A 26,316-nucleotide genomic window follows, 5' to 3' on the forward strand; every position below is an offset into this window, starting at 1 on the left:
AAAACAGACGATCCGTGATTGAAGAAAAGAAGGGATTATTAAAATTTATATGCCTCAAATATTTGCATAAAAAAACCAAGATTTTAATCTTGGTTTTTTTATAGTTTCATTCTAATTATTTTTAGCACTTCTCAGTTTCCTTGCCAGAAGTGTGTTTTTCAACAACATCGCAATGGTCATTGGTCCTACTCCACCTGGAACCGGCGTAATGAAAGAGGACTTTTTACTCACTTCATCAAAATCAACATCACCAGTAATCACATATCCCTTGGGGTGAGAAGCATCTTCCACTCTGGTAATACCTACGTCAATTACTACAACTCCGTCTTTCACCATATCGGCTTTAAGGTAATTAGGAACTCCTAATGCTGTAATGATAATATCAGCATTTCTTGTAAATTCTTCAATGTTTTTAGTTCTACTGTGAGTCAGCGTTACTGTTGAATCTCCTGGATATCCTTTGCGGCTCATTAAGATACTCATTGGTCTTCCAACAATATGGCTACGTCCAATAACTACAGTATGTTTGCCTGCGGTTTCTACTTTGTAACGTTCTAACAATTGCATAATTCCAAATGGAGTTGCTGGTAAAAATGTCTCCATTTCCAAAGCCATTTTTCCAAAATTGGCAGGATGAAAACCATCTACATCTTTGTCAGGATCAATCGCCATCAGGATTTTTTGCTCATCAATATGTTTTGGCAAAGGCAATTGAACGATATAACCATCTAAATCATCATCTTCGTTTAACGCCTTGATTTTCGCAAGCAATTCAACTTCTGTAATGGTTTCCGGTAAACTCACTAAAGTGGATTCAAAGCCAATTTGTTCACAAGAACGTACTTTACTTCCAACATAAGTTAAACTGGCTCCATTAGTACCAACGATTACAGCTGCCAAATGAGGTACTTTTTCACCATTATTTTTCATTTGTTGTACTTCGGCTGCTATTTCCTGTTTAATATCCTCCGATGTTTTTTTTCCGTCTAGTAGTTGCATTTCTTCTTGTTTAAAAAGTTTAAAGTTTAAGTTTAAAGTTTTGGAAACTTAAACTTTAAACTCTTAAATATTAATAGTATAATGTGTTTCAAAACTGATTATTAAAAACCTGAATATGAACACTATTTTTTTTATCGCATGCCTGGCATACCACCCTGCATGCCACCCATCATTTTCATTAGGTTCTTTCCGCCAGGGCCTTGCATCATCTTCATCATCTTGCTCATTTGCTCAAACTGCTTCATCAATTGATTGACTTGCTCAATTTTTGTTCCGGAACCTTTTGCGATTCTGGCTTTTCTTTTCACATCAATTATAACTGGCTTGCTTCTTTCTTTTGGAGTCATCGAATGAATAATTGCTTCAATATGTTTGAAAGCATCATCTTCAATTTCTACATCTTTCATAGCTTTTGAAGCACCTGGTATCATTCCAACCAAATCTTTCATATTACCCATTTTCTTTACTTGCTGTATTTGGGACAAGAAATCATCAAACCCAAATTCGTTTTTGGCGATTTTCTTTTGGATTTTTCTTGCTTCCTCTTCATCAAATTGCTCTTGAGCTCTTTCTACCAAAGTCACAACGTCACCCATTCCAAGAATACGTTCCGCCATACGAACAGGATAGAACACATCAATTGCATCCATTTTCTCCCCTGTACCTACAAATTTAATTGGCTTATTTACAACCGATTTAATTGAAATTGCAGCTCCACCACGAGTATCACCATCTAATTTGGTTAAGATAACCCCATCAAAATTCAATATATCATTAAAGGCTTTAGCTGTATTTACAGCATCCTGTCCTGTCATTGCATCGACAACAAATAAAGTTTCTTGTGGCTGAATTGCTTTGTGAACTTCGGCAATTTCTTTCATCATTTGTTCATCAACAGCCAAACGTCCAGCTGTATCGACAATCACAACATTAAATCCATTCGCTTTAGCGTGCTTGATTGCATTTTGGGCAATTTCGACAGGATTTTTATTTTCTGGTTCGGAGTAAACCTCGACTCCTATAGAATCTCCAACAACATATAATTGTTGAATAGCTGCCGGACGATAAATATCACAAGCAACCAAAAGTGGTTTTTTATTCTTTTTTGTAAGTAAATAATTAGCCAATTTTCCAGAAAAAGTAGTTTTCCCGGAACCTTGTAAACCTGACATTAAAATCACTGTAGGATTTCCTGATAAATTAATTCCGGCAACATCACCACCCATTAATTCAGTAAGTTCGTCTTTAACTAACTTAACCAATAATTGTCCTGGCTGTAATGTTGTTAACACGTCCTGACCTATTGCTTTTTCTTTTACTTTAGTGGTAAAATCTTTGGCAATTTTAAAGTTGACATCGGCATCAAGCAAAGCTCTTCGAACTTCTTTTAATGTCTCTGCTACATTTACTTCGGTGATTTTTCCGTGTCCTTTTAGTATATGAAAGGCTTTGTCTAGTTTATCGCTTAAATTATCGAACATGATTTTTTATTTTATTGAAGTGCAAATTTAAGGATTTGATTTTGAAGTTTTACGGATTATTTAAATAAAAAAAACAGCCTTTTTTAGACTGTTTTAAATCGATATAATATAAGAATCACTGCTATTAAATCTAATTCTTTTCGAAAGTTAAATAATCAATGACTCCCGTACCTCTATTTAAGTCTCTTAATATCACTCTTGTCGTTGTTCTTTCAAAAACATCCCAATTATTTGACAGCTGTACCAAATGATCCGGACTTGAAAATGAAATGGAAAAATCTAAGTCGTTACCCGAGTTATCATCAACAACATCCGATTGTAGTACCGACCAATTACCTGAATAAACAGTTACCTCTTTATTGGCATTTAGAATAGTATTGGATCCAAAAGTAAAAGTATGGCCCGAAAAAAGACTTGTTTTATTTGAATTATCATCAAAAAAATAGATGATTCTCCACGTTCCATTGTTAATAGTATTTACGACTGGCGCAGCATCTTTTGCAACAGCAGTAGCGATCGTGTCATCATCACAACATGTCCCTGCAATATTTAATAAAAAAATACAGAACAAAATCGGTATAAAAACGATTCTTTTCATAATTCATTAGTTTTCAACAACAATCATAACGAATATACAAAAAAAAGCAGATTAAATATCTAATTTAAAATTATAATTACATTCTTTCCGGAACATTAATTCCAAACAAACGAAAAGAAGCTGCGATGGTATCGGCCACTTTTTTAGATAACTGAACTCTGAAAATTTTCTTCTCTAAATCTTCTTCCCCAAGAATAGGAACAGCCTGATAGAATGAATTGTATTCGCGTACCAAATCATAAGTAAAATTTGCCAGTAAAGCCGGACTATGATTATGAGCCGCATTTTGAATCACTTCAGGAAATAATTCCAATTGTTTCAATAATTCTTTCTCTTTTTCGTGCATCTCGACTACACTCGATGTGACTTTAAAATCAAAATTTGCTTTTCTTAAGATCGATTGAATTCGGGCGTATGTATATTGAATAAACGGTCCTGTATTTCCTGCAAAATCTACGGATTCTTCGGGATTAAAAAGGATTCGTTTTTTTGGGTCTACTTTTAGAATATAATATTTCAAAGCTCCAAGACCTATAGTCGTGTATAGTTTTGCTTTTTCATCAGCAGAATAGGTATCTAATTTCCCTAAATCCTCAGCAATTTTTTGAGCCGTATCTGTCATTTCCTGCATCAGATCATCCGCATCAACAACAGTTCCTTCACGACTTTTCATTTTGCCTGAAGGCAAATCTACCATTCCGTAAGATAAATGGAAAAGGTTTTTAGACCAATCAAAACCTAATTTTTTCAGGATAAGAAACAATACTTTGAAATGATAATCTTGTTCGTTTCCTACAGTATAAACCATCCCGCCAACATCTGGGTAATCTTTTACACGCTGAATGGCAGTTCCAATATCTTGCGTCATATAAACAGCGGTTCCATCTGAACGAAGCACAATTTTTCTGTCTAAACCTTCATCCGTTAAATCGATCCAAACGGAACCGTCAGGATCTTTTTCGAAAACACCTTTCTCCAAACCTATTTGAACGACGTCTTTCCCTAATAAATAGGTATTGCTTTCGTAGTAATAACAATCAAAATCAACCCCTAAATTTTTATAAGTAATGGCAAAACCATCATAAACCCATTGGTTCATGGTTTTCCAAAGATTTATAACCTCAGCATCACCAGCTTCCCATTTCAGCAACATTTCTTGTGCTTCCAGAATGATTGGCGCTTGTTTTTTGGCTTCTTCTTCAGTTTTTCCAGTACTAATTAATTGAGCAATTTCTTCTTTATACGCTTTATCAAAAGCTACATAAAAATTTCCAACTAATTTATCTCCTTTTAAACCTGTTGATTCTGGTGTTTGTCCGTTTCCGAATTTTTGCCAAGCCAACATTGATTTGCAAATATGAATTCCTCTATCGTTTATGATTTGAGTTTTATATACTTTTTTACCTGATGCTTTGATAATTTCGGCAACAGAATATCCCAAAAGATTATTACGAACGTGACCTAAATGTAGTGGTTTATTGGTGTTTGGCGAAGAATATTCCACCATTACAGCTTTATCGTCAGGATTTGGCGTCACGAAACCAAACTTTGTATTGTCTTTTATTTCATTGAAAAAATCCAAATAATATTCATCAGAAATAACAATGTTTAAAAATCCCGAAACTACATTAAAACGACTTACTTCAATTACGTTTTCTACTAAATAGTTACCAATTTTGTTTCCTAATTCTACAGGATTACTTTTAATAACTTTCAATAATGGAAAAATAACCATCGTAATATCACCTTCAAATTCCTTCCGAGTGGTTTGAAATTCAACTTTGTCAATAGCAATGTCAAATAAAGCCAGAACAGCTTTTTCAATAGAAGGCGTAAGAATTTGTGATAATGTCATTTTATGTATTTATTTAAAGGTTGCAAATATAGTTATAATGCATCGATTTGAAAATTGGAAAACAATATAATTTCCTAGTGACAGCATCCCTCTTAAATATTTACTGATTACAGTTGTGTTATTTTTTCTAAAGTGGTTGTAACAATTTATCCATTAAAGAGTCTATTTAGGTAACATTTTATTTTAATAAAATGTTAAATTTCATAAAACAGTACTATGTAATACATATATCTAAAATAAATGAATACCTTTGCATCATCAATCAATTTTTAATCAAAAAAAAAAATCATGAAGCTCAAATTAATTTTACTCTGCTTATTCGCAACCGTGTTTTCGATACAAGCGCAAAATTCGGTCAAACCAACACTTTTGGAAAATTCCGGAAGTATTTCAGGTAAAGTAATCGACAAGAAAAGCAACGCCCCTCTTCCTTATGTAAATGTTATTGTAAAAGAAGAGAACAAAGTGGTAACAGGAGGAATAACTTCGGACAAAGGAACTTTCCTTATCAAAAATCTGGCTTTAAAAAAATATACGGTTGAAATACAATTTATAGGATACAAAACGGTTTCAAAAACAATTTCATTAACAAGTGGAGACAAAAATGTCAATCTGAATACAATCGAGTTAGAGGAAGATGCCATTGAATTGAAAGGTGTTGAAGTGGTAAGTGAACGCTCCACAATTGAACAAAAGATTGATAGAAAAGTAATCAATGTTGGTAAAGACTTAATTTCAGCAGGGGCCACTGCGGCAGAAATCATGAACAACATTCCATCAGTAAGCGTTGACCCGCAGACAAATGCAATAAGTCTTCGTGGAAATTCTAATGTCCGAATATTAATAGATGGAAAACCAACTACAATTGAAGCTTCCCAATTATTACAACAAATTCCTTCGACATCAATCAAACAAATTGAATTAATTACTAATCCGTCTGCTAAATACAATCCGGAAGGAATGAGTGGAATTATCAATATAGTTTTGAATAAAAACAGTAAAATTGGTTTTAACGGAAGTGTAAATAATGGTGTAACCTTTGGAAAAACACCAAAATTAAATTCTTCAGTAGACATGAATTACAGAACTGGAAAGTTCAATATTTATGGAAATTATGGTTTGAATACTGGTAAACAATCCAATCATGGGTTCATAAAAACAACAGAACCAGGTCAGGAAGATTTTCAAAAATTTACTTTTTTGAATAATAACACTTCTCATTTGGCGAAAGTTGGTTTTGACTTTTATTTAAATGAAAAAAATACTATCTCCTTTTATACTACACAAAACATTTATAGAGGAAAGGGAGATTCTAAAACTACTGTAGATTTTCTTGATCCATCAAAAACTGATATTACTCAATTGTTCAATAATAAAAACAACAATTACTCACAGGCTTATAATTTCGATTATAAAAAGGATTTTAAAAAAGAAGGACATAACATAGAACTTGAGGTAAATTATATTAATAATGATGACAAGGAAAATGCTTTTTTTAGCACTCCAGCCACTAATTATATTACGAACAAAGGAAACAATACTTTAATCAATTTAGACTACACTAATCCGCTGACGAAAACAACTAAACTAGAGTTGGGATTAGAAAGTAGAATCGAAAACACAAAAAACAATTACCTTTTAAATAATTCTTATAATTCGGACTTCTCCTACCAAAGAAATATTTATTCTGCTTATGCAAATGTTTCCAAACAAATAGGAAAATGGAGTGGCCAAATAGGAACACGTTTCGAAAAATACGATGCCAAAGCATTATTCAAAAAGATAAACGAGAATAATGAAACTTTTGAAGATAATTTATTTACACTATATCCATCCGGATACATCAATTATACGCCAAGCGAAAAGAACTCCTTTAATTTAAGCTTTTCAAGACGTGTGGACAGACCAAGTATTGATCAGGTGAATCCAATACGGGAATGGAGTACCCCACAAATTGATTCAGAAGGAAATCCAGAACTTTTTCCACAATTTACGAATTCTTACGAATTGAATTACACTAGAAAAACAAAAATTGGTTCCATAACAACCGGTGTATTTTACAGAAGAATAAATGATGAAATTACAAGAACTCTTTATGAAAATCCTATTAATCCTTCTAAGTTAATTTTATCCTATGCGAACCTCAACGACAACAATGCTTTTGGTTTCGAAATATCAGGAAATTTACAATTTACAAAATGGTTGAGTTCTAACATCAGCTTTGATGCATATAGCAAAAAAACAAGAGGTGTGGTAGCTGATGAATTTGTTGAAGTAAATGTAACAGCCGTTAATGCACGTATAAGCAATACATTCAAGGCTTCTAAAAACTTACGCTTTCAATTATCGGGGCTGTATAGAGGGCGTGATTTGGGAATCCAAATGTTGAGACAACCGATGTGGAAAATGGATTTAGGAACCAGTTATACGGTTCTAAAAGGAAGCGGAACAATAACGGCACGATTCAGCGATGTTTTCAATACGATGCATTTCGCTTTTGAAGGAACAAAACCAAAAAAACTGGAAGGACAATTCAACTGGGAAAGTCAATCGGCATATATTGGATTCAATTACCGTTTTGGAGCAGGAAAAAACAAAGCGATTGAAAGAAAAGCACGTGACAAAAACGAAACCCAAGGAGGTGGTGGACTTTTATAAGATAAGTTTTAATAGTTTGTTGCAAAAAGAAAACCCGGAGTATGCCAACTCCGGGTTTTCTGATTTAAATCGGTATAACTAAAAAAGATTTATTACCATTTTATAATAGCACTTCCCCAAGTAAAACCACTACCGAAAGCAGCCAAAACCACCGTATCTCCTGATTTTATTTTCCCTTGTTCCCATGCTTCAGTCAAAGCAATAGGAATAGAAGCGGCAGTTGTATTACCATATTTTTGAATATTATTATATACTTGTTCATCCGTCAATCCAAATTTCTTTTGGATAAATTGAGAAATTCTCAAGTTTGCTTGATGTGGAATCAACATGTCAATATCCGAAACTTGCAAATCATTCGCTTGTAAACCTTCATTTATTACTTCGCTAAAACGAACAACCGCATTCTTAAACACAAATTGTCCATTCATATAAGGGAAATAACTTTCATCATCCGGATTATTATCGGCCAAGATATCAGTAACCCAGCGACCTCCCATTCCTGGTGCTTTTACAATTAATTCTTCGGCATGTTGTCCTTCAGAATGTAAATGTGTGGACAAAATTCCTTTAGTCAAATCTTCTTCCCTGCTCAAAACCGCTGCACCTGCTCCATCACCAAAAATTACTGAAACACCTCTGCCTCGCGTCGTCATATCCAATCCTGCCGAGTGCACCTCAGAGCCAATTACCAAAACATTTTTATACATTCCCGTTTTGATGTATTGATCCGCAACTGACAGCGCATAAATAAATCCCGAACATTGATTTCTAACATCCAAAGCTCCAATAGTTCTAAGACCTAAATCGCGTTGTACCAAAACTCCCGGACCTGGAAAATAGTAATCCGGACTCAAGGTAGCAAAAATAATAAAATCTATATCCTCTTTCGCAACACCGGAGCGCTCAATAGCAATTGCAGCCGCTTTCACTCCCATCGTAGTTGTTGTGTCTTCACCACGTATAATGTGCCTTCTTTCTTGAATCCCGGTACGCTCCTGAATCCACTCATCATTCGTGTCAATAATTTTCGACAAATCGTCATTGGAAACTATATTGGAAGGGACATAAAATCCTAATCCAGCTATTTTTGAATGGTACATAGTTTTGTTATTTTATTAAAATCAAGGATCCATATTTAAAGATACGCTAAATATCAGGTTCCAAATTACTACTTTTTTAGTAATATGCAATTATAATTTTCAGGAGCTATTTCCTGCTGTACGCTGTATCTTTTATTCTCGTAAAAAACGAGAATAAAAGGATGCCGCTTCCATCAGGGCTAGGGATTACCTATTAACCTGAATTCGATTATCTATTATTTGAAAACTGCTACCTGCTACTTAGGCTAACATTAAAGTCACTTCAAGATTCAATTCTAATTCCGAATCATGTTCAAAGAAAATGGCCCTTCTTTCAAAAGCGGCTTTAATCAAATAATGACTTCCTTTAAAATAACATTGTTTCACAATTACCTGCATCCTTCCGTTGTCGACCACTTTTAATTGATGTGGATACAATAAAAGCGCTTCATCATCTCCATCCAGTTCAATTAATTGAGATAATTTTAATTCATTAACTTCCCCAAAAAGGGACGCGACGTATTTATTAGTGGGATTTTCATATAAGGCTTTTGAGTTTCCTTTTGCAATCACATTTCCATTTCTAACCACAATCGTTTCATCTGAAAAAGACAAAGCATCCGTACTGTCATGTGTTGCAATAATGCAGGTAATCCCCTTTTGTTTTAAGTAACTGAATAAATTTCTGCGCAAGGCATTTTTCCGAAACGAATCAATCTGACTGAAAGGTTCATCCAGCAAAATGATTTCTGGTTCCAAAGCCAAAACTCTTGCCAACGCAACTCTTTGCTGTTGTCCGCCACTAAGGTATTTGGCTTTAACTTTTGCAAATTCCGTCATTTCGACCATTTCCAAAAGCTCCTGAACTCTGGCTTTCTTTTTGTCTTTATAAATATTGGACAAAAACTTTCCTACGTTTTCTTCGACAGATATATAAGGCATCAAATCGAAATCCTGCGCTAAATATTTGATATAATCTTCGCCGGGAATAAGATTCTGTTTTGGTCCAAGAATTCGTTTATTGTTATAGGTTATTTCTCCTTCATCCAAATCATATAATCCATATATCAATTTCAATAAAGTACTTTTACCGCAGCCGCTTTCGCCAATTACAGCTATATTTTGTCCTTTACCAATTTCAAAACTAACATTCTTGATAACGGGATTTTCAATGTAGGTAAAAGAAATGTTTTTTATTTCAAGCATGTTCTGTATTTAAGAGCGCAAATTTACAATGTTTAATTTAAAAATGAAGTCAAAAAAAAAGCTGTTTCGTTACGAAACAGCTTTTACTTTTATAGAAATTCGGCTTATTGCTTCACTTCAGTTTTTGCTTCTTGAATCATTTTCTCATTTGCAGTAATAGCAAATTCAACACGACGGTTTTGAGTTCTTCCTTCAGCTGTTTCATTTGATGCAATTGGGTCAGCAATACCTAAACCGGTCACTTGAAATCTAGTAGAAGAAACGCCTCTGCTCGCTAAATAATCTCTAACTGACGCAGCTCTTTCTCCAGAAAGTTTCAAATTATATTTTGGTGTACCAGTAATGTCAGTATATCCGTAAATTGTAATATCTGTATCAGGATATTCTTTAAAAACTGGAACTAATTTATCTAAATTAGCTTTTGCTTCAGCAGTCAAAGAAGATTTGTTTGTATTAAAACGCACTGCATTTTCATTCAAAACCAATTTAATTCCTTCTCCTACACGCACCACTTCAGCTCCCGGAAGGGCAGCATCTATTTCTCTTGCCTGTTTGTCCATTTTGTTACCAATAACACCACCGGCAACACCACCAACAACTCCTCCTAACACAGCTCCAAGGGCACCTTTTCCACCTTTTCCAAGGTTGTTTCCAAGAATTCCTCCTATAACAGCTCCTCCAACGGCACCTATTCCGGCACCTTTTTGAGCATTATTTGTATTTTTTAATGCTTCACAACTGGTAAACATTGAACCTATAACTAGTAGTGTTGCTATCGCAACTATTGAAATCTTTTTCATATCTGTTTTTTTATGTAATTAGTTTTTTTGAAATTGGTAAACCACGTCAGTTATCTTTCCGCCTACATCAATTTTATCTATCAATTGAAAAGAAGTAGCTGTTTGGTTTGCTACCATAAGGATATATCCTTCTCTAACTTTTTTAGCTTTTATACCTGCGTCTAAAACTTTTAGAACAAATTGCCCATCTTTATTTACAAACCAAGTGATCGGTGAGCTAAATGAAGTACAACCCGCTTTTGTCAAAGCCATATTTCCTTTATTATTATTTGAAATGAACTTCCATGTACTTCCAACAAAACATTCTGAATCAGCAATTTGAAAAGAATTCACTTTGATATATTGCGAACCCGGATACGTTACTGAACTAATTACCCAGTTTCCTTTCATTGCAACTTGGGCTTTAGTATTTTCATTAGTACCTGTTACTGATGTTGACTTACAAGCAAACATAGAAACAGCTAATATGCACAATAAAATAATTTTTTTCATCTTTTAAAAATTTATAATTAATACTCTTACAAAGATACGAAGCAAACGAAACAAAAATGTTGTAGAATTAAATTATTTTATATCATAATTAACGCTTGCGACAATTTGTCACTTCCTTCTTAATTGGTATCTTATTTGAGTAAATAGTTCCAAATTCAAACTTAAAAATTCAAAAATATGACAACTGGAAAAATTAATGTTTCGGTAGAAAACATCTTCCCCCTAATCAAGAAATTCTTATACAGTGATCACGAAATTTTCTTGCGTGAATTGATTTCAAATGGGACTGATGCTACATTAAAATTAAAACATTTAACAAGCATTGGCGAAGCCAAAGTAGAATATGGCAACCCAATTATCGAAGTGAAAATCGACAAAGAAGGCAAAAAACTGCACATTATCGATCAAGGTTTGGGAATGACTGCAGATGAAGTAGAAAAATACATCAACCAAGTAGCCTTTTCTGGTGCTGAAGAATTTCTGGATAAATACAAAGACTCTGCTAAAGATTCTGGTATTATTGGTCATTTTGGTCTTGGTTTCTATTCTGCTTTTATGGTTGCCGAAAAAGTAGAAATTATCACTAAATCTTTCAAAGACGAACCTGCAGCGCACTGGACGTGCGACGGAAGTCCTGAGTTCACATTAGAGCCTGCTGATAAAACCACTCGTGGAACAGAAATCATCTTACATATTGCCGAAGATTCTCTAGAATTTCTGGAAGAGTCTAAAATCAGTCAATTATTAAATAAGTACAATAAGTTCATGCCTATTCCAATTAAATTTGGAACAAAAACGGAAAAAATTGAACAAAAAAAGGGCGAAGAAGTTGCACCAGAAGATAAAGAAGAAACGTTCAAAACAGTTGAAATAGATAACATCATCAATAATCCAAATCCAGCTTGGACTAAACAACCAACTGAATTATCGGATGAAGATTATAAAAATTTCTACCATGAATTGTATCCAATGCAATTTGAAGAACCGTTATTTCACATTCACTTAAATGTTGATTACCCGTTTAATTTAACCGGTATTTTATATTTCCCAAAATTAGGATCTGATTTACAAATTCAGAAAGACAAAATTCAATTGTACCAAAATCAGGTTTATGTAACAGATAACGTAGAAGGAATTGTACCTGAATTTTTGACCATGCTTAAAGGTGTGATTGATTCACCGGATATTCCATTGAATGTATCTCGTTCTGGATTACAGGCTGACGCTGCCGTTAAGAAAATCTCGAATTACATCACCCGTAAAGTTGCTGATAAACTAAAATCTTTATTCAACGAAAACCGTGAAGATTTCGAGAAAAAATGGAACGACATTAAAATCGTTTTAGAATACGGAATGCTTTCTGAAGATAAATTCTACGAAAAATCAAGTGCTTTCGTTTTGTATCCTACAGTAGATGATAAATTTTACACGCTGGAAGAATTAAAAGAAAAACTGGCTGTAAATCAAACTGACAAAGACGGAAAACTGGTTGTTCTATATGCCGGAAATAAAGAAGCACAACACTCGTATATCGAAATTGCAAAAGACAAAGGATACGAGGTTTTATTGCTTGATTCCCCTATTATCTCGCATTTAATTCAAAAAATCGAAGGTGATAACAGCGGAATGACTTTTGTACGTGTCGATTCAGACCATATTGATAATTTAATCAAGAAAGAGGAAACTACTATTTCTAAATTATCTGATGAAGAGCAAACTAACCTGAAAACAGTTTTAGAAACTATAGTTCCAAAACAAAACTATTCCGTACAACTGGAAGCAATGGACAGCCAAGCAGCTCCATTTATTATTACGCAACCAGAATTCATGCGTAGAATGAAAGAAATGAGCCAGTCTGGGGGCGGTGGCGGAATGTTCGGAATGGGAAATATGCCTGAAATGTATAATTTGGTTGTGAATACCAATTCAGATTTGGCTACAACCATTCTTACTACCGAAGACAAATCAGCTCAGGAAAGTTTGGTAAAACAAGCGCTAGACTTAGCTAAATTGTCACAAAACCTATTAAAAGGAGAAGCTTTAACTGCTTTCGTGAAAAGAAGTTTTGACATGATAAAGTAAGTATTAAGAAAAAAAGAATTAAGTATCAAGACCTGCGAGTGAAAACTTGCGGGTCTTTTTTGTTTAGGAGCACAACGATTGGTTTTTCATAATAGCATTTCCTCCCGCTATCCGCTATAATCTCTTGTTCCGCTATGGCTCTACAAGAGGATTTTCACTTCTATCGGGGCTAAGGATATCGAGTACTTTCTATAATCACTGTTCTTTTTTGTAGTTTTTCTATATCTTTGAAAAAGATAATATACTGATCTTTTTCAAAATTATCTACAAAAAAACAGTGAAAATTATATTTTTATCTTCCCCGCTAGCTTTTTAAAACGTATCTTTCTTAAATACAAACAAGGGTTAAAAAACATCAATAAAATCACTTTCAAACCAATATTGAATTATGAAACAACTAGTATGGATATAATTATCATAATAATATCGTTTCTAATATTAATAGCATTTAGTTACACGGCAATTAATTTTAGAAAAATAAAATTTGGTTATAAGATTTTAGTTGGAATCATAAATCTATGGTGTATTTCTTTTTTTATATACCACCTAATAACCAAAACAAATATGAATACCTCATTATCAGTGTTTAATATTATTATTTCAATTATTTTTCAGTTTGATAATAGCTCGTATCTAAGTGATAATGTATTAAAATACTCAATTGGAATTGCTAGAATCTTAACTAGTATCTCGATTGCATTGTGTTTTTTTGGAGCAGGAATATTGTTACTATTATATACTCAGCCTATTGTTTATTTATTGGGATTTTATCTCCTTAAAGCAAATTATGAAAAAAGCAATTGTATAATTTCTACAAACTTAGTATTGTCCTGGGGATTACTAATATTTATGTCTTACATAATTTTCCCCAGCTAGCGCGAGCGTCTCGCTCGTGTCCACAAACAAAATCAGATAAATAAATACAAATAAAATGATGTACGTATTAATTGGAATGAGTTTACTTTTTGTGGCAATAGGATTTATTGTAACAGAAAATAATGCAAAATACTTATTGTCGGGGTACAATACGATGAGTGAAGAAGAGCGAAAGAAGGTAGATATTAAAGCATATATCCCTTATTTTCGAAAGTTTCATATCTTTCTAAGCGTATCTTTTTTCTTGTTTGGAACACTATTAACTTATTTAATCCATGAAAACGCAGGCGGAATTTTCGTAGGTGTCTATCCGATTTTAGCATACATTTATTTCATTTGTACCAGTTCTAAATATTTTACAGGAGTCCCTACAAAAGGGAATAAAATTGGAGTTTTCATTCTGATTGTGACTTTGATCCTTATAATTGGATTTCTTGGACGGGACATTAAGGAAGACAAGCTGATCTTTAATTCTAAAGCTATCGAATTTAAAGGAAGTTATGGAGAAGTTCTACCCCAAACAGCAATCAAAAGCATTGAACTCGTCGATGAAAAACCAAAAATTACTCGAAGAACAAATGGATTTTCCCTTGGAACCATTCAAAAAGGGTATTTCAAAACAGATAAAGACGAAATAATTAAACTGATTTTGAATGCTGACAATAAGCCATACCTTCTTTTAACAAAATCTAATGGCAAGAAAATTTATTACTCCGCAAAAGAAGAATCGAACGAAAAATTGCTAAATGAAATAAAAAAAACCTTGCCTGACATTTTATATAAAAAATAGCTCCATAGCAAAGTCGCAAAAATACCATTACGATTATATACAAATAAAGCCGTTTTTTCTAAACAAGAAAAAACGGCTTTTTGCAAACTTCAATATATTAAAGGCCTAATCGTACGCTTGGGGTACGTACGCCTATCTGTGTATTTACCGAAGTATTGCTTGGTCTTCTTTGATAATTACTTTGATCATATTCATAATAATAAAATCCTGCGTGACCATAAAAGGAATCACTGTGGTGGCAATGCGCATCACAATGAGAATGATGCATGGTATACACATCTTGCTTGCTGGCAATATAGGCCTGATACGCTTTTCTATTCTTTTTCTTTAACTCCTTTTCATAGGCTTTTTGCTCTTTCCAAAAGGCTTTTTCTTCGGCTTTAGTTTTCGCCTTAAATGTTAATTCATAATTGGCATCTTGACTACCCCTTTGTTGATAATAAGTAATTTTATCAGGATTGGTATTTATACTTGTTTCACTTTCTACACGGGCTTCTTGTGCCTGTACTGTTGCTAATGTTCCCAAAAAAAATATTGCGAATAAGGTTTTCATTGTTTTCATGATTATAAATTTTAATTACAGTTATTATCGTTTGTATTGCTAACTTCAATAGTAAGACAACAGTAAAGCACTTTACCCTACCTAAAAGTTGTAATATTTTAAAAAAGTACCGAAATACTGCAAATAGGCAATTCATCCAACTTTGCATCCCTCTTGCCCTTTTTTATTTAAAAAAGAATCGAATTGCTTACTTTAGATTTTTAATTAAAAAAATACAGCCCCAATTATGACTTTAAATATAGAAACTCCTGCCCTGCTTTTCTCCGCCACATCATTGATTTTACTCGCTTATACCAATCGGTTTCTAACGATAGCCACCATCATAAGAGGACTGAAAGAAGTATACAAGGAGAAAGAAAACAATATAATTTTATTGGAAATTAAAAACCTAAACTTACGATTAACACTCATTCGCTACATGCAAATGGCGGGCGTCTTGAGTTTATTCCTGTCGGTATTTACCATGTTGTTATTGTTTTTAGAACAGCAAATATTTGGCGTTTATCTTTTTGGATTGAGTTTATTTAGTTTACTCATTTCATTGGGTTTATCGTTTTGGGAAATTAATATTTCAGTCGATGCACTTCGATTGCATTTGAGTGATTTGATGGATAAAAAAGAAGGCATTTAAGCAAACCTATTTAGGTCACAGATACAAAAACGCGATACTATTTGGTATTAAATCAGAACAAATAATTCAACCAGTTAGAAACATTTTTTATAAGCATTAAACCCTTTCTCAATTTCAAAGTCCAACTGTCAAGCACTTTAGATTATGAACAACCACACCCTTTGGTCATTGCGACTCGGATATTCAGCTAAACAAGCGGAAACCATTAAAAGAACAGGTTTAAAAAATTTCTTGGAACAGTCTTTTGCCACAAAATTTGATTCGAAAGTTCCTGATTTTCTGGAAAACAGTCCGAAATCATTTAATGAATTAAAAGAACTTCGAAAAAAATTTAAATCATCAAGCCCTGAAGAAGCCAAAGAAATGCTCAAAAAAGAAGTACAAACTTCCTTTGAAATGAAAGCTTGGTGGATTGGCAAAATGGCCGAAACCGAATTTCCGCTTCGCGAAAAAATGACTTGTTTCTGGCACAACCATTTTGTTTCTACTTACCAAAAAGTGAAAGTGAATTATTGCCTTTTCAGCACAATCAAATTTTAAGGGAGAATGCTTTTGGCAATTTCAAAACCCTGACCAAAGAAATTATTAAAAGCAATGCTATGGTGCGTTACCTCGATAATGTTGACAACAGAAAAGACAAACTCAATGAAAATTTAAGTCGGGAATTACTCGAACTTTTTACCCTTGGGATAGGAAACTACACTGAAGAGGATATTAAAAACGGAGCCAAAGGTCTTGCAGGACTTGGCATTGGGGAAGAAAATGCAGTTTATAGAAAATTTTTCGAAGATAATGAAAGCTTCAGTTATCTGGGTAAAAAAGGCAATTTAAAACTGGATGAAATGGTCGATGCCATTTTCGAACAGCCCAAAATCCCTTATTTAATCACTCGGAAGATCTTAAAATGGTTTATTTATGATAATCCAAAGGAGGAGTTAGTACACTATTATGGTGATTATTTCAAGAAAGTCAATTTTGAAATCAAACCACTTCTGACTAAAATTTTCACCGAAGAATTCACTAAAAGCAATGCAGGTTCCAAAATTAAAAATCCATTAGAATATATTTTGCAATTAACAGCTGAACTCCATATTCAAAATCCCAATGGAAAATTAATAGCGCATTTCATAAAAGATCAGGGAATGGATTTATTCAACCAGCCCAATGTAAAAGGATGGGACGGCGGAAATTCGTGGCTCACTTCACAAGTTTTTTTACAACGAAACAATGTTGCTGATTTGCTTTGTAATGGTCGAAATTTAAGCCAAGGAAGAAAAGAGAATCAAGATAATATGATGAGGAAACAAAACCCAAATCGACCGGTAAACGTAAATCTGTATTGGGATAAAGAAGGAAATAACAAACAAATCATTGCCGAGCTCAAAGACCGATTACTATTTCAAACCGATGATACCGACCAGCAGGATTTTGAGAAATTATTAAAATACGATTTCGACAGTAAAACCGAAGGTTCCGAAAATGCCGTGACGCGATTATTTAATTTTATGGTGAAGACACCGGAATTCCAATTAATTTAAGATTTAAAAATCAAGAAAATGAACAGAAGAAATTTTTTAACACTCACAGGAACATTTACCGGAGGATCACTCCTATTGCCTGATTTTTTATATTCTTTTGGCTCTCAAAACAATTTGGTTTTGGGGGAACAATGCGTGGTTTTCGTTCAGTTAAATGGCGGGAATGATGGACTGAATACCTTTATTCCGTTTGAAGATGCACTCTATTATGACTTGCGTCCAAAAATTGCCATTTCAAAAAATGAGACACTACCTTCCGCAAAAGGCATGGCGTTTCATCCTGCTTTGAAAGGTTTTGCCAGTATGCAGCAAAGCGGCGATTTGTCCGTAATACAAAATGTGGGATATCCAAATCCGGTTCGTTCTCATTTTCGAAGTCAGGAAATTTGGCAAACCGCCCCAACCAATCAGGAATATCTCAATGAAGGTTGGCTGGGTCGTTATCTCGATTTGCAATGCAAGGAACACCAACCCACAGCAGGGATAAACATTGACTCCATTGATAATTTAGCGTTGAAAGGAGAAGAGCCCAACTCGATTACCGTAAAAGATCCCAATCGATTTATTACAAAAAACAAACAGGAAAACGACAGTCAATTATCCGCTAATCCACAGCTAGATTTTGTTCGAAAAATTGCCAATTCCGTTGTTGAAGGTTCTGATGATATTCAGAAAGCATTATCAAAATCAGCGGTTTCAGATGTAATTTACCCAAAAACTGGCTTGGCAAAAAACCTCGAATGGATTTCGAAATTGATAAAAGGAAACCTGAACTCAAAGGTATATTATACTTCGCTTGGCGGTTTTGACACACACGACAATCAACTTTCCATACACAAAAATAAATTGACGGATCTGAATGATGCTGTTTTTAGTTTTTACCAAGATTTGAAAAAAGCCAAACAATTACAAAACGTAACAATAGTGGTCTTCTCTGAGTTTGGTCGCCGCGTAAAAGACAATGGGAAGGGAACTGACCACGGAACTGCTGCTCCTATGTTTATCATTGGAGGAAATAACCGAGGAAAAATCATTGGAAAAAACCCCAATCTTTCGGATTTAGACAATGGCGATTTAAAACACGATATTGATTTTAGAAGCGTTTATGCCTCCCTTTTGAAAAACAAATTGGATTTTGATTCCTCTCAAATTGGAATACGAAACAAAGCGCTGGAAGGACTGTTTTAAGAAAGACGTAAATCACCGCAAAACCCTATCTTTACCCGCTTTTTAAAATGGAATAAATGATAAAGAATAGTGTATTAAAAGGAGTTTTCTTAGTAGGTCTTGGCGCTACGAGCTATGGAATGCTGGCTACGTTTGTAAAAATGGCTTATGGCGAAGGTTTTACCACTCCCGAAGTGACAATTGCCCAGTTTGTATATGGAATTCTGGGAATGTTGATGATCAATATTTTTCAAAAAGCTAAGAAAGGGAATGATGTTGTAAAAGCCTCCAAGAAAAACGTTTTTCAGTTAATGCTTGCCGGAACTTCTCTTGGAATGACTAGTGTTTTTTATTATTTGGCCATCAAATACATTCCTGTTTCAATTGCTATTATATTGTTGATGCAAACGGTTTGGATGGGCGTTTTATTCGAAATGATTTTAGAAAAGAAAACACCTTCTACACAAAAAATCATATCCGTAATCATCGTATTGATTGGAACGGCTCTTGCAACGAATCTCATACAGAGCAAAGTCGATTTTGACTGGCGCGGTATCGTATTAGGGCTTTTATCAGCGGCATCCTTTACCACAACAATGTTTACCGCTAATCGTGTGGCAACTCATGTTTCGTCAGCGCAACGCAGTTTATTTATGTTACTGGGTGGAGCGATAATCGTTTTTGGGTTTGCAATTGCAACACAAAACGCTCCCTTTAATTTTGATATTTTTATGAAATGGGGAATTGTACTGGCCCTTTTTGGAACCGTAATTCCGCCATTATTATTCAATGCCGGTTTCCCGCTTACCGGAATTGGATTAGGAAGCATTGTGTCCGCATTAGAACTTCCGGTTTCAGTACTAATGGCTTACTTTCTTTTAAGCGAAAAAGTAAATACGATACAATGGTTTGGAATTGTTTTAATAATTCTGGCTATTGTCATCATGAATGTCAATTTCAAGAAAACAACCTGATTTTCAATTCAAGAGTATTAATTCCACTATTTTTTATAAATTCGTAATAAATAATTTCATTATGAATTTACCTTGGCATTTATATGCAATGGCTTTTATTTATATAGTAGCAGGATTGAATCATTTCAGAAACCCCCGACTTTACCTAAAAATCATTCCTCCTTATTTTCCAAATCCAAAATTATTAAATTCCATAAGCGGTTTTGCCGAAATACTTTTGGGAACAGCGCTTTGTATTCCTATACTCTCAAATTACGGAGCATGGGGAATTATAGCCTTATTAATAGCTGTTTTCCCAGCACATCTTTACATGTATGCAAATGAAAAAGCAAGAATGGGTTTACCTAAATGGGCTTTACTGCTACGAATGCCTTTACAATTAGCCTTAATTTTCTGGGCTTACCAATACATTTAAGACATTGAAATCACTATTTGACTCCACTTCAGAACCGATACAGCTACATTTGCCAGATGCAGAAATTATCTATTATCCAGCTTTTTTTGACAAAGAAGAAGCCGATAGCATTTATGCTGAATTGGTAAATGAAATTCCTTGGCAACAAGATGAAATTCGAGTTTTTGGTAAAATTCATCCGCAACCTCGATTGACTTCTTTATATGGAAACGAAGGAAAACCATATTCCTATTCGAATATAAAAATGCAACCACATCCTTGGAATTTACTTTTGCAAAAGATAAAATCCCGAATTGAAAGTGTTTGCGATACTACTTTCACCACCGTTTTACTCAATCAGTATCGCGACGGAAGAGACAGTAACGGCTGGCACGCCGATAACGAAAAAGAATTAGGGATAAATCCTGTAATTGCCTCGGTGAGTTTTGGTGCTGAACGCACGTTTCAATTAAAACACAATTCCGACAAAGACCAGAAAAAAAGTATCGTTCTCGAACACGGGAGTTTATTGTTAATGAAAGGAACCACGCAGCATTTCTGGAAACATCAAATTCCAAAAACCGCTAAACCCTTAGGTCCCAGAATAAATGGTACTTTTCGGGTAATCAAATAGATAATTTCTGCAAAAAATCATTAGATTTGAATAAATACCCAAATTATGAATGCTATTATTGCCTATTTTTCTACTATTCCATCTTCGCATAGAAGTTTAATTCTTGTAGGTGGAATCACTATTTTTTGGTTGATAGAAAATGCCTTTCCGCTTTTTAATTTTACCTATAAAAAATGGCATCACGCCAGTATCAATATTTTTTTGACGTTCACGACTATCGTTGTCAATTTCTGTCTGGCTTTTATTTTATTAAAAGCTGCTGATTGGACAATTGCAACTCATTTTGGGATTTTGCAATGGCTTCCGCAAATGCCACTATGGCTTTATATGATCATTGGTTTACTTTTATTGGATTTAATAGGCGCTTATTTGGTGCATTTAGTAGAACATAAAACCAAATTACTATGGCGTTTTCACTTAATTCATCATACCGATATATGGATAGACACCACTTCAGCAAATAGACATCATCCCGGAGAAAGTGTTATCCGATTCACATTCACCACTCTGGGTATTTTAATCGTAGGAAGTCCCATGTGGATGGTTTTCCTTTATCAAACTTTATCTGTTGTTGCCACCCAATTCAATCACGCCAATATTTCGCTTCCTAAAAAAGTAGATACCATTCTGAGTTATTTTATCGTCTCTCCGGACATGCATAAAGTACACCATCATCATGTGTTGCCGTACACTGATAGCAATTATGGAAACATATTTTCGGTTTGGGATCGTATTTTTGGTACATTTATGACACTCCCAAAAGAAGAAATCATTTACGGCATCGATACCCATACAAAGCCCGAAGAGCATAACCAACTCCAAAATTTGCTCAAAATACCGTTTCAAAAACCCCGTTCAACAAAAAACAAGTAAAAACAATAAAAAAAATCTCCTTTTGGTACCAAGTAATTATTATTTTTCTTAATATTGGAATATAATTAGAAATGACATTTATTAATCATTAACAACTTATTTGAATTAATTTTCACGTGATGAAAAAGAGTAACCGCAAAGAATTGAACTGGGAACAAACAGAAAAACTTGTTACACTGGCCTTAGAGGAAAAAAATCCTTTTGAAATTATTAAAAAAGAATTTGGTCTGGCTGAAAAAGAAGTTCTTGAGATAATGAAAAAGAAGATGCCCGCAGAAAAATTTGAAATGTGGAAAAAGAAAGCTACTGCAAATAAGCCAAAACCAAAACCCGTTAAAATAGATGATTTTGATGAAGATTTGGATGGTAAATATTACATAAAAAATAAACTTGACTAAAATAAAACTCCTGTATCATTCAGGAGTTTTTTGTTTTTTAGACAGATTTAAATTTTATTCTCAAGCACTTTTTCTTAATAATATTAATAAATAAATAAACAATATTAATTAATATATAAATATTATTTACATTTGTATACTAATACAACTGTATGCAACCAAAACTCCCTATACAATGTCCAAGTTGCGAAAATGCACTTTCGGTTACACAACTTAGCTGTGGAAATTGCTCAACCATAGTTTCAGGTAATTATTCCTTACCCCTACTCCTTCAAATTTCTGAAGAAGAACAAAACTTTATTCTTCAATTTTTTATGACAAGCGGCAGTTTGAAAGAAATGGCTTCTCAAATGGGAAACAGCTATCCTACCGTAAGAAATAAACTAGATGATATCATTCAGAAAATAAGCCTTCTAAAACAAAAAATATGAGAACATTGCTATTCAATCCTTTCGAAAAATATTCGGAAAGGATTTTAATTATTGTGGGATTAGCATTTACCGTAATTGGTGGTTATTTAGGTTTTGTTTTTAATGCACGCTTTGACGGAGTTATTGATTTACATTTTGTAGAAAAAGTGTCTCTTTATCAACCTATTTTAGAAATTGGGATTAATATTCTAAGTACAACCGTTTTACTATTTATTGTTGGCAAAATCATTAATCCAAAAACGAGAATTATTGATATTTTTTTGACAAGTATGATTGCTCGAATTCCATACTACATTGTTACTTTCTTCAATTCAAATAATAAAGCGTATACTATTTCACAAGGAATTTTAAACTTGGTGAAATCTAATAAAACAAACATACTTTCAAGTACAGATATTTTCTATCTATTACTGATGTCATTTGCAATTATTGCTTCGTTAATTTGGTTCATCGCATTACTTTTTAACGGATTTAAAACAGCCGTAAACGCAAAAGAAACCAAGCATATCTTATTATTTATAGCAGCTATTGTTGCTGCAGAAATTATTTCTAAAATAATAATTATTAATTTTTTATAAATCTAAAATTATGGTTTCAGTAACATTAGATGGCGATACATTTATTTTTGAAATAAAAGGTCTCCATAAAATTTGGGCGATGGAAAGTAAGATTACCATTTCAAAAGAAAACATAATAAGAGCGTATCAAAACAAAAACGAGTTTACGTTTTGGAAAGGTTTTAGATTGCCTGGTACAGAAATTCCCGGTATCATTACCGCAGGGACATTTTATAAAAAAGGCAGAAATTTTTGGGATGTTATGAATAAAAAAAATGCCCTGATCGTGGAACTAAAAGACAATTATTACAAAAAACTGATTATCGAAGTTGCCAATCCAGAAGAAACAATGCGGATATTAAACACTAAATAAAAATGAAAAAATCACTACTCTTATTCCTGACATTATTTTCAATAGTATGCCATTCTCAGTCAAAAACAGCAATTCAGCCTTTTAACAAAGAAGAAATTTCCATCAATCCATTGATAAAAGGTTCGCTGTTTTCTCCTTTAAAACAAAACAAAAAGACAAATTTAGTTATTCTAATTGCAGGCTCAGGACCTACGGATAGAGATGGAAACCAAAAAGGTTTAATCAACAACGCTTCAAAATACTTATCCGAAGAATTAGTAAAAAATGATATTGCCGTTTTCAGTTATGACAAAAGGATTATCGCTCAAATGTTATCCGGAACTGTAAATGAAGTGACACTTTCATTTGATGATTTTGTCAATGATGCAAAAGACGTTTTTAGTTATTTCAAAAATCAAAAAAAATATAACAAAATAATAATTGCTGGACATAGTGAGGGCTCACTAATAGGAATGCTAGCCGCAAATAACAATTCCGACGCTTTTATTTCATTGGAAGGAGCCGGTAGAACGATTGATGCTGTTTTAGTAGAGCAAATAGAGAAACAAGCTCCTTTTCTAAAAGAAGAAGTAAAAAAAGATCTTGAAATTCTTAAAAGCGGAAAAACTTTTGAACTAAAAAATCAAATGTTAGCTTCTTTATTTAGAGCTAGCGTTCAACCGTATATGATCTCATGGATAAAATACAATCCGCAAGATGAAATCAAAAAGCTAAAAATTCCGGCATTGCTAATCAATGGAACCAAAGATTTACAAGTCAATGTTGCAGATGCGGAGTTATTGAAAAAAGCAAAACCTGATGCTGAACTCGTCATTATTGATAATATGAATCACATTTTCAAAGAAATCAAGGGTGATGATGCCGAAAATATGAAATCCTATACCAATCCTAATTTACCGGTATCGCCAAAATTAACCAGTACTATTACTGTTTTCATTAAATCATTATAAACTGTAACAATAGCAGTTTTTAAATGACTAACAGCTAAAATAAAACAAACGAAAATGAAACGAATATTTTTTTCCCTTGCTTTAGCTTCTATTCTTTGGAGTTGCAAAACTGTCAGTTCATCGGCTAGTTACACTGCTAAACAAGAAGTTCAGGTTGTTATCAATTTAAATGATGTCAAAAATGACAAGGTGATGGTAACCGTAAATGCGCCATCAATTTCGGCTGATGAAATCACGTATCATATTCCAAAAACAGTTCCAGGAACATATTCTGAAGATAACTACGGCAGATATATTGATGATCTAAAAGCGTATGATACTAAAGGAAATCTATTGGCTGTAAAGAAAACGGATGCTAATTCTTGGTCCATTGCGAATGCAAAAACTTTAGACAAGATTACTTATTTGGTAAATGACTCATTTGATACCGAAACTGGGAAAAAATTTGGTGATGATGAAATTTTTTCACCTGCAGGTTCTAATATTGATGCCGGTAAAAACATAATGCTTAACACCCATTGTTTTGTGGGTTATTTTACAAATTACATGTCAATACCGTATAAAGTGACGATTTCACATCCAGCAACACTTTGGGGTGCAACTTCTATGACTGACTTGGACGCAAGTAACACAAATGATAAATTCATAACGTCTCGTTATGCTGAATTAGTAGAAAATCCGATCATGTATGCCAAGCCAGATTACACCACTTTTACTGTTGATGATATGGAAATACTGATTGCTGTTTATTCTCCTTCGGGAAAATTTACAGCTGAAAGCATTACTCCGGAAATGAAAACGATGATGACTGCCCAAAAGAACTTTTTAGGCAAAATAAATGCTACTAAAAAATACAGTGTTTTATTATATCTATCAACCATGAAAGGAGACGACGCAAAAGGATTTGGTGCTTTAGAACATCCTACGGCAACAACAGTAGTTTTACCTGAAATGATGCCAAAAGAGGAATTAGTAAAATCGATGAAAGATGTGGTTTCACATGAATTTTTCCACATCGTAACTCCTTTATCTATTCATTCTAAAGAGATTCAATATTTTGATTACAATTCACCAAAAATGTCACAACATTTATGGATGTACGAAGGGGTAACGGAATATTTCTCCAATCTTTTTCAAATTAACCAAGGCTTAATTGATGAAGAAGAGTTTTACGCCCGAATAGCTGAAAAAATCACTCGTGCCAATACCTTGAATGACACGATGTCTTTTACAACCATGAGCGCTAATGTATTGACAAAACCGTACAAAGACCAGTATTTAAATGTATATGAAAAAGGAGCTCTTATTGGAATGTGTTTGGATATTATAATCCGAGAAAAAAGCAATGGAGAAAAAGGAATTCTGGATTTGATGCAAAAACTGTCAAAAGAATATGGCCCTACAAAACCATTTAATGATGAAGAGCTTTTCGCAAAAATAACGGCTTTAACCTATCCGGAAATAGGAACTTTTTTAAGTACATATGTATCTGGAACAACCCCAATTCCTTATGCTACTTACTTGGCCAAAGTGGGTGTTACTAATACAATAGAAAAAGTACCCGGCAACGTATTCTTAAAAGGAAAAACACCATACATCACTGTTGATCAAAAAACCAAAGAGATAATCGTTGATCCAAAGATAACGTTAATCGATTTTTATACAAGTTTGGGTCTAAAAGGAGGAGATATTATAATCGCTATAAATGACAAACCTTATTCACTTGAGAATATTGATGAAATGTTTTACGAGAGTCAAAATTGGAAAGAAAACGATCCGATTTCCGTAAAAATAAAACGCAACGGCGCAACGCAAATTATTAAAGGAAAAGTAAAATTGCCCTACGAAGAAAAAGACGGATTGAAAGCTACAGATTCTTCAAAAAATAAATTAAAAGAGGCTTGGTTTAAAGCATAAA

General features: G+C 33.7%; 24 protein-coding genes and 1 pseudogene. 16 read left to right on the top strand and 9 right to left on the bottom strand.

Translation table 11 applies throughout. The features are described from left to right. Window positions 1-111: 111 nt before the first annotated feature. The 4 genes from ACM55K_RS10140 to argS all read right to left on the bottom strand — a co-directional run bounded on the left by ACM55K_RS10140 (window position 112) and on the right by argS (window position 4,933). On the bottom strand, window positions 112-999 hold the full coding sequence (locus ACM55K_RS10140; protein WP_416850115.1) for a bifunctional 5,10-methylenetetrahydrofolate dehydrogenase/5,10-methenyltetrahydrofolate cyclohydrolase: 888 nt from the start codon (window positions 997-999) through the stop codon (window positions 112-114). 131 nt (window positions 1,000-1,130) lie between these two features. Then, the gene (ffh, locus tag ACM55K_RS10145; protein ID WP_416850116.1) at window positions 1,131-2,480 is read right to left on the bottom strand and encodes a signal recognition particle protein; all 1,350 of its coding nucleotides are present in this window, start codon (window positions 2,478-2,480) and stop codon (window positions 1,131-1,133) included. A 130-nt stretch (window positions 2,481-2,610) separates the two neighbouring features. Further along, a complete protein-coding gene (locus ACM55K_RS10150) occupies window positions 2,611-3,078 on the bottom strand; it encodes a hypothetical protein (protein ID WP_416850117.1) in 468 nt (155 codons plus the stop codon). Window positions 3,079-3,154: 76 nt separating this feature from the next. Then, window positions 3,155-4,933: an arginine--tRNA ligase gene (argS, locus tag ACM55K_RS10155; RefSeq protein ID WP_416850118.1), complete on the bottom strand. Its 1,779-nt coding sequence runs from the start codon at window positions 4,931-4,933 to the stop codon at window positions 3,155-3,157. Window positions 4,934-5,221: 288 nt separating this feature from the next. Here argS and ACM55K_RS10160 point away from each other — a divergent pair, with 288 nt between their 5' ends. Further along, window positions 5,222-7,591, top strand: a complete 2,370-nt coding sequence (locus tag ACM55K_RS10160) for a TonB-dependent receptor (protein ID WP_416850119.1) — start codon at window positions 5,222-5,224, stop codon at window positions 7,589-7,591. Window positions 7,592-7,683: 92 nt separating this feature from the next. Here ACM55K_RS10160 and ACM55K_RS10165 read toward each other — a convergent pair whose 3' ends face one another. The 4 genes from ACM55K_RS10165 to ACM55K_RS10180 all read right to left on the bottom strand — a co-directional run bounded on the left by ACM55K_RS10165 (window position 7,684) and on the right by ACM55K_RS10180 (window position 11,168). Beyond that, window positions 7,684-8,691 carry a 3-oxoacyl-ACP synthase III family protein gene (locus ACM55K_RS10165; protein ID WP_416850120.1) on the bottom strand — a complete coding sequence of 336 codons (1,008 nt, stop codon included), beginning with the start codon at window positions 8,689-8,691 and terminating at the stop codon, window positions 7,684-7,686. 240 nt (window positions 8,692-8,931) lie between these two features. Further along, entirely contained in the window at window positions 8,932-9,876 is a 945-nt protein-coding gene (locus ACM55K_RS10170; RefSeq protein WP_416850121.1) for an ABC transporter ATP-binding protein, read from the bottom strand. A 104-nt stretch (window positions 9,877-9,980) separates the two neighbouring features. Continuing rightward, a complete protein-coding gene (locus tag ACM55K_RS10175) occupies window positions 9,981-10,676 on the bottom strand; it encodes a YiaD family glycine zipper/OmpA-like lipoprotein (RefSeq protein ID WP_416850122.1) in 696 nt (231 codons plus the stop codon). Window positions 10,677-10,694: 18 nt separating this feature from the next. Beyond that, window positions 10,695-11,168 carry a lipocalin family protein gene (locus ACM55K_RS10180; protein WP_416850123.1) on the bottom strand — a complete coding sequence of 158 codons (474 nt, stop codon included), beginning with the start codon at window positions 11,166-11,168 and terminating at the stop codon, window positions 10,695-10,697. Window positions 11,169-11,345: 177 nt separating this feature from the next. On the opposite strand from ACM55K_RS10180, the gene htpG reads away from it, so the two are divergent. Both htpG and ACM55K_RS10190 read left to right on the top strand, forming a co-directional pair. Next, entirely contained in the window at window positions 11,346-13,250 is a 1,905-nt protein-coding gene (htpG, locus tag ACM55K_RS10185; RefSeq protein ID WP_416850124.1) for a molecular chaperone HtpG, read from the top strand. A 931-nt stretch (window positions 13,251-14,181) separates the two neighbouring features. Beyond that, a complete protein-coding gene (locus ACM55K_RS10190) occupies window positions 14,182-14,916 on the top strand; it encodes a DUF3784 domain-containing protein (RefSeq protein WP_416850125.1) in 735 nt (244 codons plus the stop codon). 97 nt (window positions 14,917-15,013) lie between these two features. Here the strand turns inward: ACM55K_RS10190 and ACM55K_RS10195 are convergent, their stop codons facing one another. Further along, window positions 15,014-15,478 (bottom strand): hypothetical protein, encoded by a 465-nt coding sequence (locus ACM55K_RS10195; RefSeq protein ID WP_416850126.1) that lies wholly within the window; start codon window positions 15,476-15,478, stop codon window positions 15,014-15,016. A gap of 226 nt (window positions 15,479-15,704) precedes the next feature. Between ACM55K_RS10195 and ACM55K_RS10200 the strand changes: the two genes are divergently transcribed. The 13 genes and pseudogenes from ACM55K_RS10200 to ACM55K_RS10260 all read left to right on the top strand — a co-directional run bounded on the left by ACM55K_RS10200 (window position 15,705) and on the right by ACM55K_RS10260 (window position 26,315). Further along, window positions 15,705-16,109 carry a DUF2721 domain-containing protein gene (locus tag ACM55K_RS10200; protein WP_416850127.1) on the top strand — a complete coding sequence of 135 codons (405 nt, stop codon included), beginning with the start codon at window positions 15,705-15,707 and terminating at the stop codon, window positions 16,107-16,109. 144 nt (window positions 16,110-16,253) lie between these two features. Continuing rightward, window positions 16,254-17,647 (top strand): annotated as a pseudogene (locus ACM55K_RS10205) (DUF1800 family protein). A gap of 18 nt (window positions 17,648-17,665) precedes the next feature. Beyond that, window positions 17,666-18,835, top strand: a complete 1,170-nt coding sequence (locus tag ACM55K_RS10210) for a DUF1501 domain-containing protein (protein WP_416850128.1) — start codon at window positions 17,666-17,668, stop codon at window positions 18,833-18,835. A gap of 56 nt (window positions 18,836-18,891) precedes the next feature. Continuing rightward, on the top strand, window positions 18,892-19,788 hold the full coding sequence (locus tag ACM55K_RS10215) for an EamA family transporter (protein WP_416850129.1): 897 nt from the start codon (window positions 18,892-18,894) through the stop codon (window positions 19,786-19,788). A 61-nt stretch (window positions 19,789-19,849) separates the two neighbouring features. Further along, the gene (locus ACM55K_RS10220) at window positions 19,850-20,203 is read left to right on the top strand and encodes a DoxX family protein (protein ID WP_416850130.1); all 354 of its coding nucleotides are present in this window, start codon (window positions 19,850-19,852) and stop codon (window positions 20,201-20,203) included. Between the two features lie 4 nt (window positions 20,204-20,207). After that, the gene (locus ACM55K_RS10225; RefSeq protein WP_416850131.1) at window positions 20,208-20,816 is read left to right on the top strand and encodes an alpha-ketoglutarate-dependent dioxygenase AlkB family protein; all 609 of its coding nucleotides are present in this window, start codon (window positions 20,208-20,210) and stop codon (window positions 20,814-20,816) included. 45 nt (window positions 20,817-20,861) lie between these two features. After that, window positions 20,862-21,689, top strand: a complete 828-nt coding sequence (locus ACM55K_RS10230; protein ID WP_416850132.1) for a sterol desaturase family protein — start codon at window positions 20,862-20,864, stop codon at window positions 21,687-21,689. A gap of 119 nt (window positions 21,690-21,808) precedes the next feature. Then, window positions 21,809-22,087: a DUF2805 domain-containing protein gene (locus ACM55K_RS10235; RefSeq protein ID WP_035670363.1), complete on the top strand. Its 279-nt coding sequence runs from the start codon at window positions 21,809-21,811 to the stop codon at window positions 22,085-22,087. Between the two features lie 152 nt (window positions 22,088-22,239). Continuing rightward, the gene (locus ACM55K_RS10240) at window positions 22,240-22,518 is read left to right on the top strand and encodes a DUF2089 family protein (protein WP_039109031.1); all 279 of its coding nucleotides are present in this window, start codon (window positions 22,240-22,242) and stop codon (window positions 22,516-22,518) included. Beyond that, a complete protein-coding gene (locus tag ACM55K_RS10245; RefSeq protein ID WP_416850133.1) occupies window positions 22,515-23,096 on the top strand; it encodes a hypothetical protein in 582 nt (193 codons plus the stop codon). Before ACM55K_RS10240 ends, ACM55K_RS10245 begins: the two co-directional genes overlap by 4 nt. 10 nt (window positions 23,097-23,106) lie before the next feature. Next, the gene (locus ACM55K_RS10250; protein ID WP_416850134.1) at window positions 23,107-23,448 is read left to right on the top strand and encodes a hypothetical protein; all 342 of its coding nucleotides are present in this window, start codon (window positions 23,107-23,109) and stop codon (window positions 23,446-23,448) included. Window positions 23,449-23,450: 2 nt separating this feature from the next. Next, a complete protein-coding gene (locus tag ACM55K_RS10255) occupies window positions 23,451-24,398 on the top strand; it encodes an alpha/beta hydrolase (protein WP_416850135.1) in 948 nt (315 codons plus the stop codon). A gap of 54 nt (window positions 24,399-24,452) precedes the next feature. Then, window positions 24,453-26,315, top strand: coding sequence for a M61 family metallopeptidase (locus ACM55K_RS10260; protein WP_416850136.1), 1,863 nt, complete (start codon window positions 24,453-24,455; stop codon window positions 26,313-26,315). Window position 26,316: the final 1 nt, after the last annotated feature.

The organism is Flavobacterium arabinosi (assembly GCF_048158725.1).
Lineage (GTDB): Bacteria > Bacteroidota > Bacteroidia > Flavobacteriales > Flavobacteriaceae > Flavobacterium > Flavobacterium arabinosi.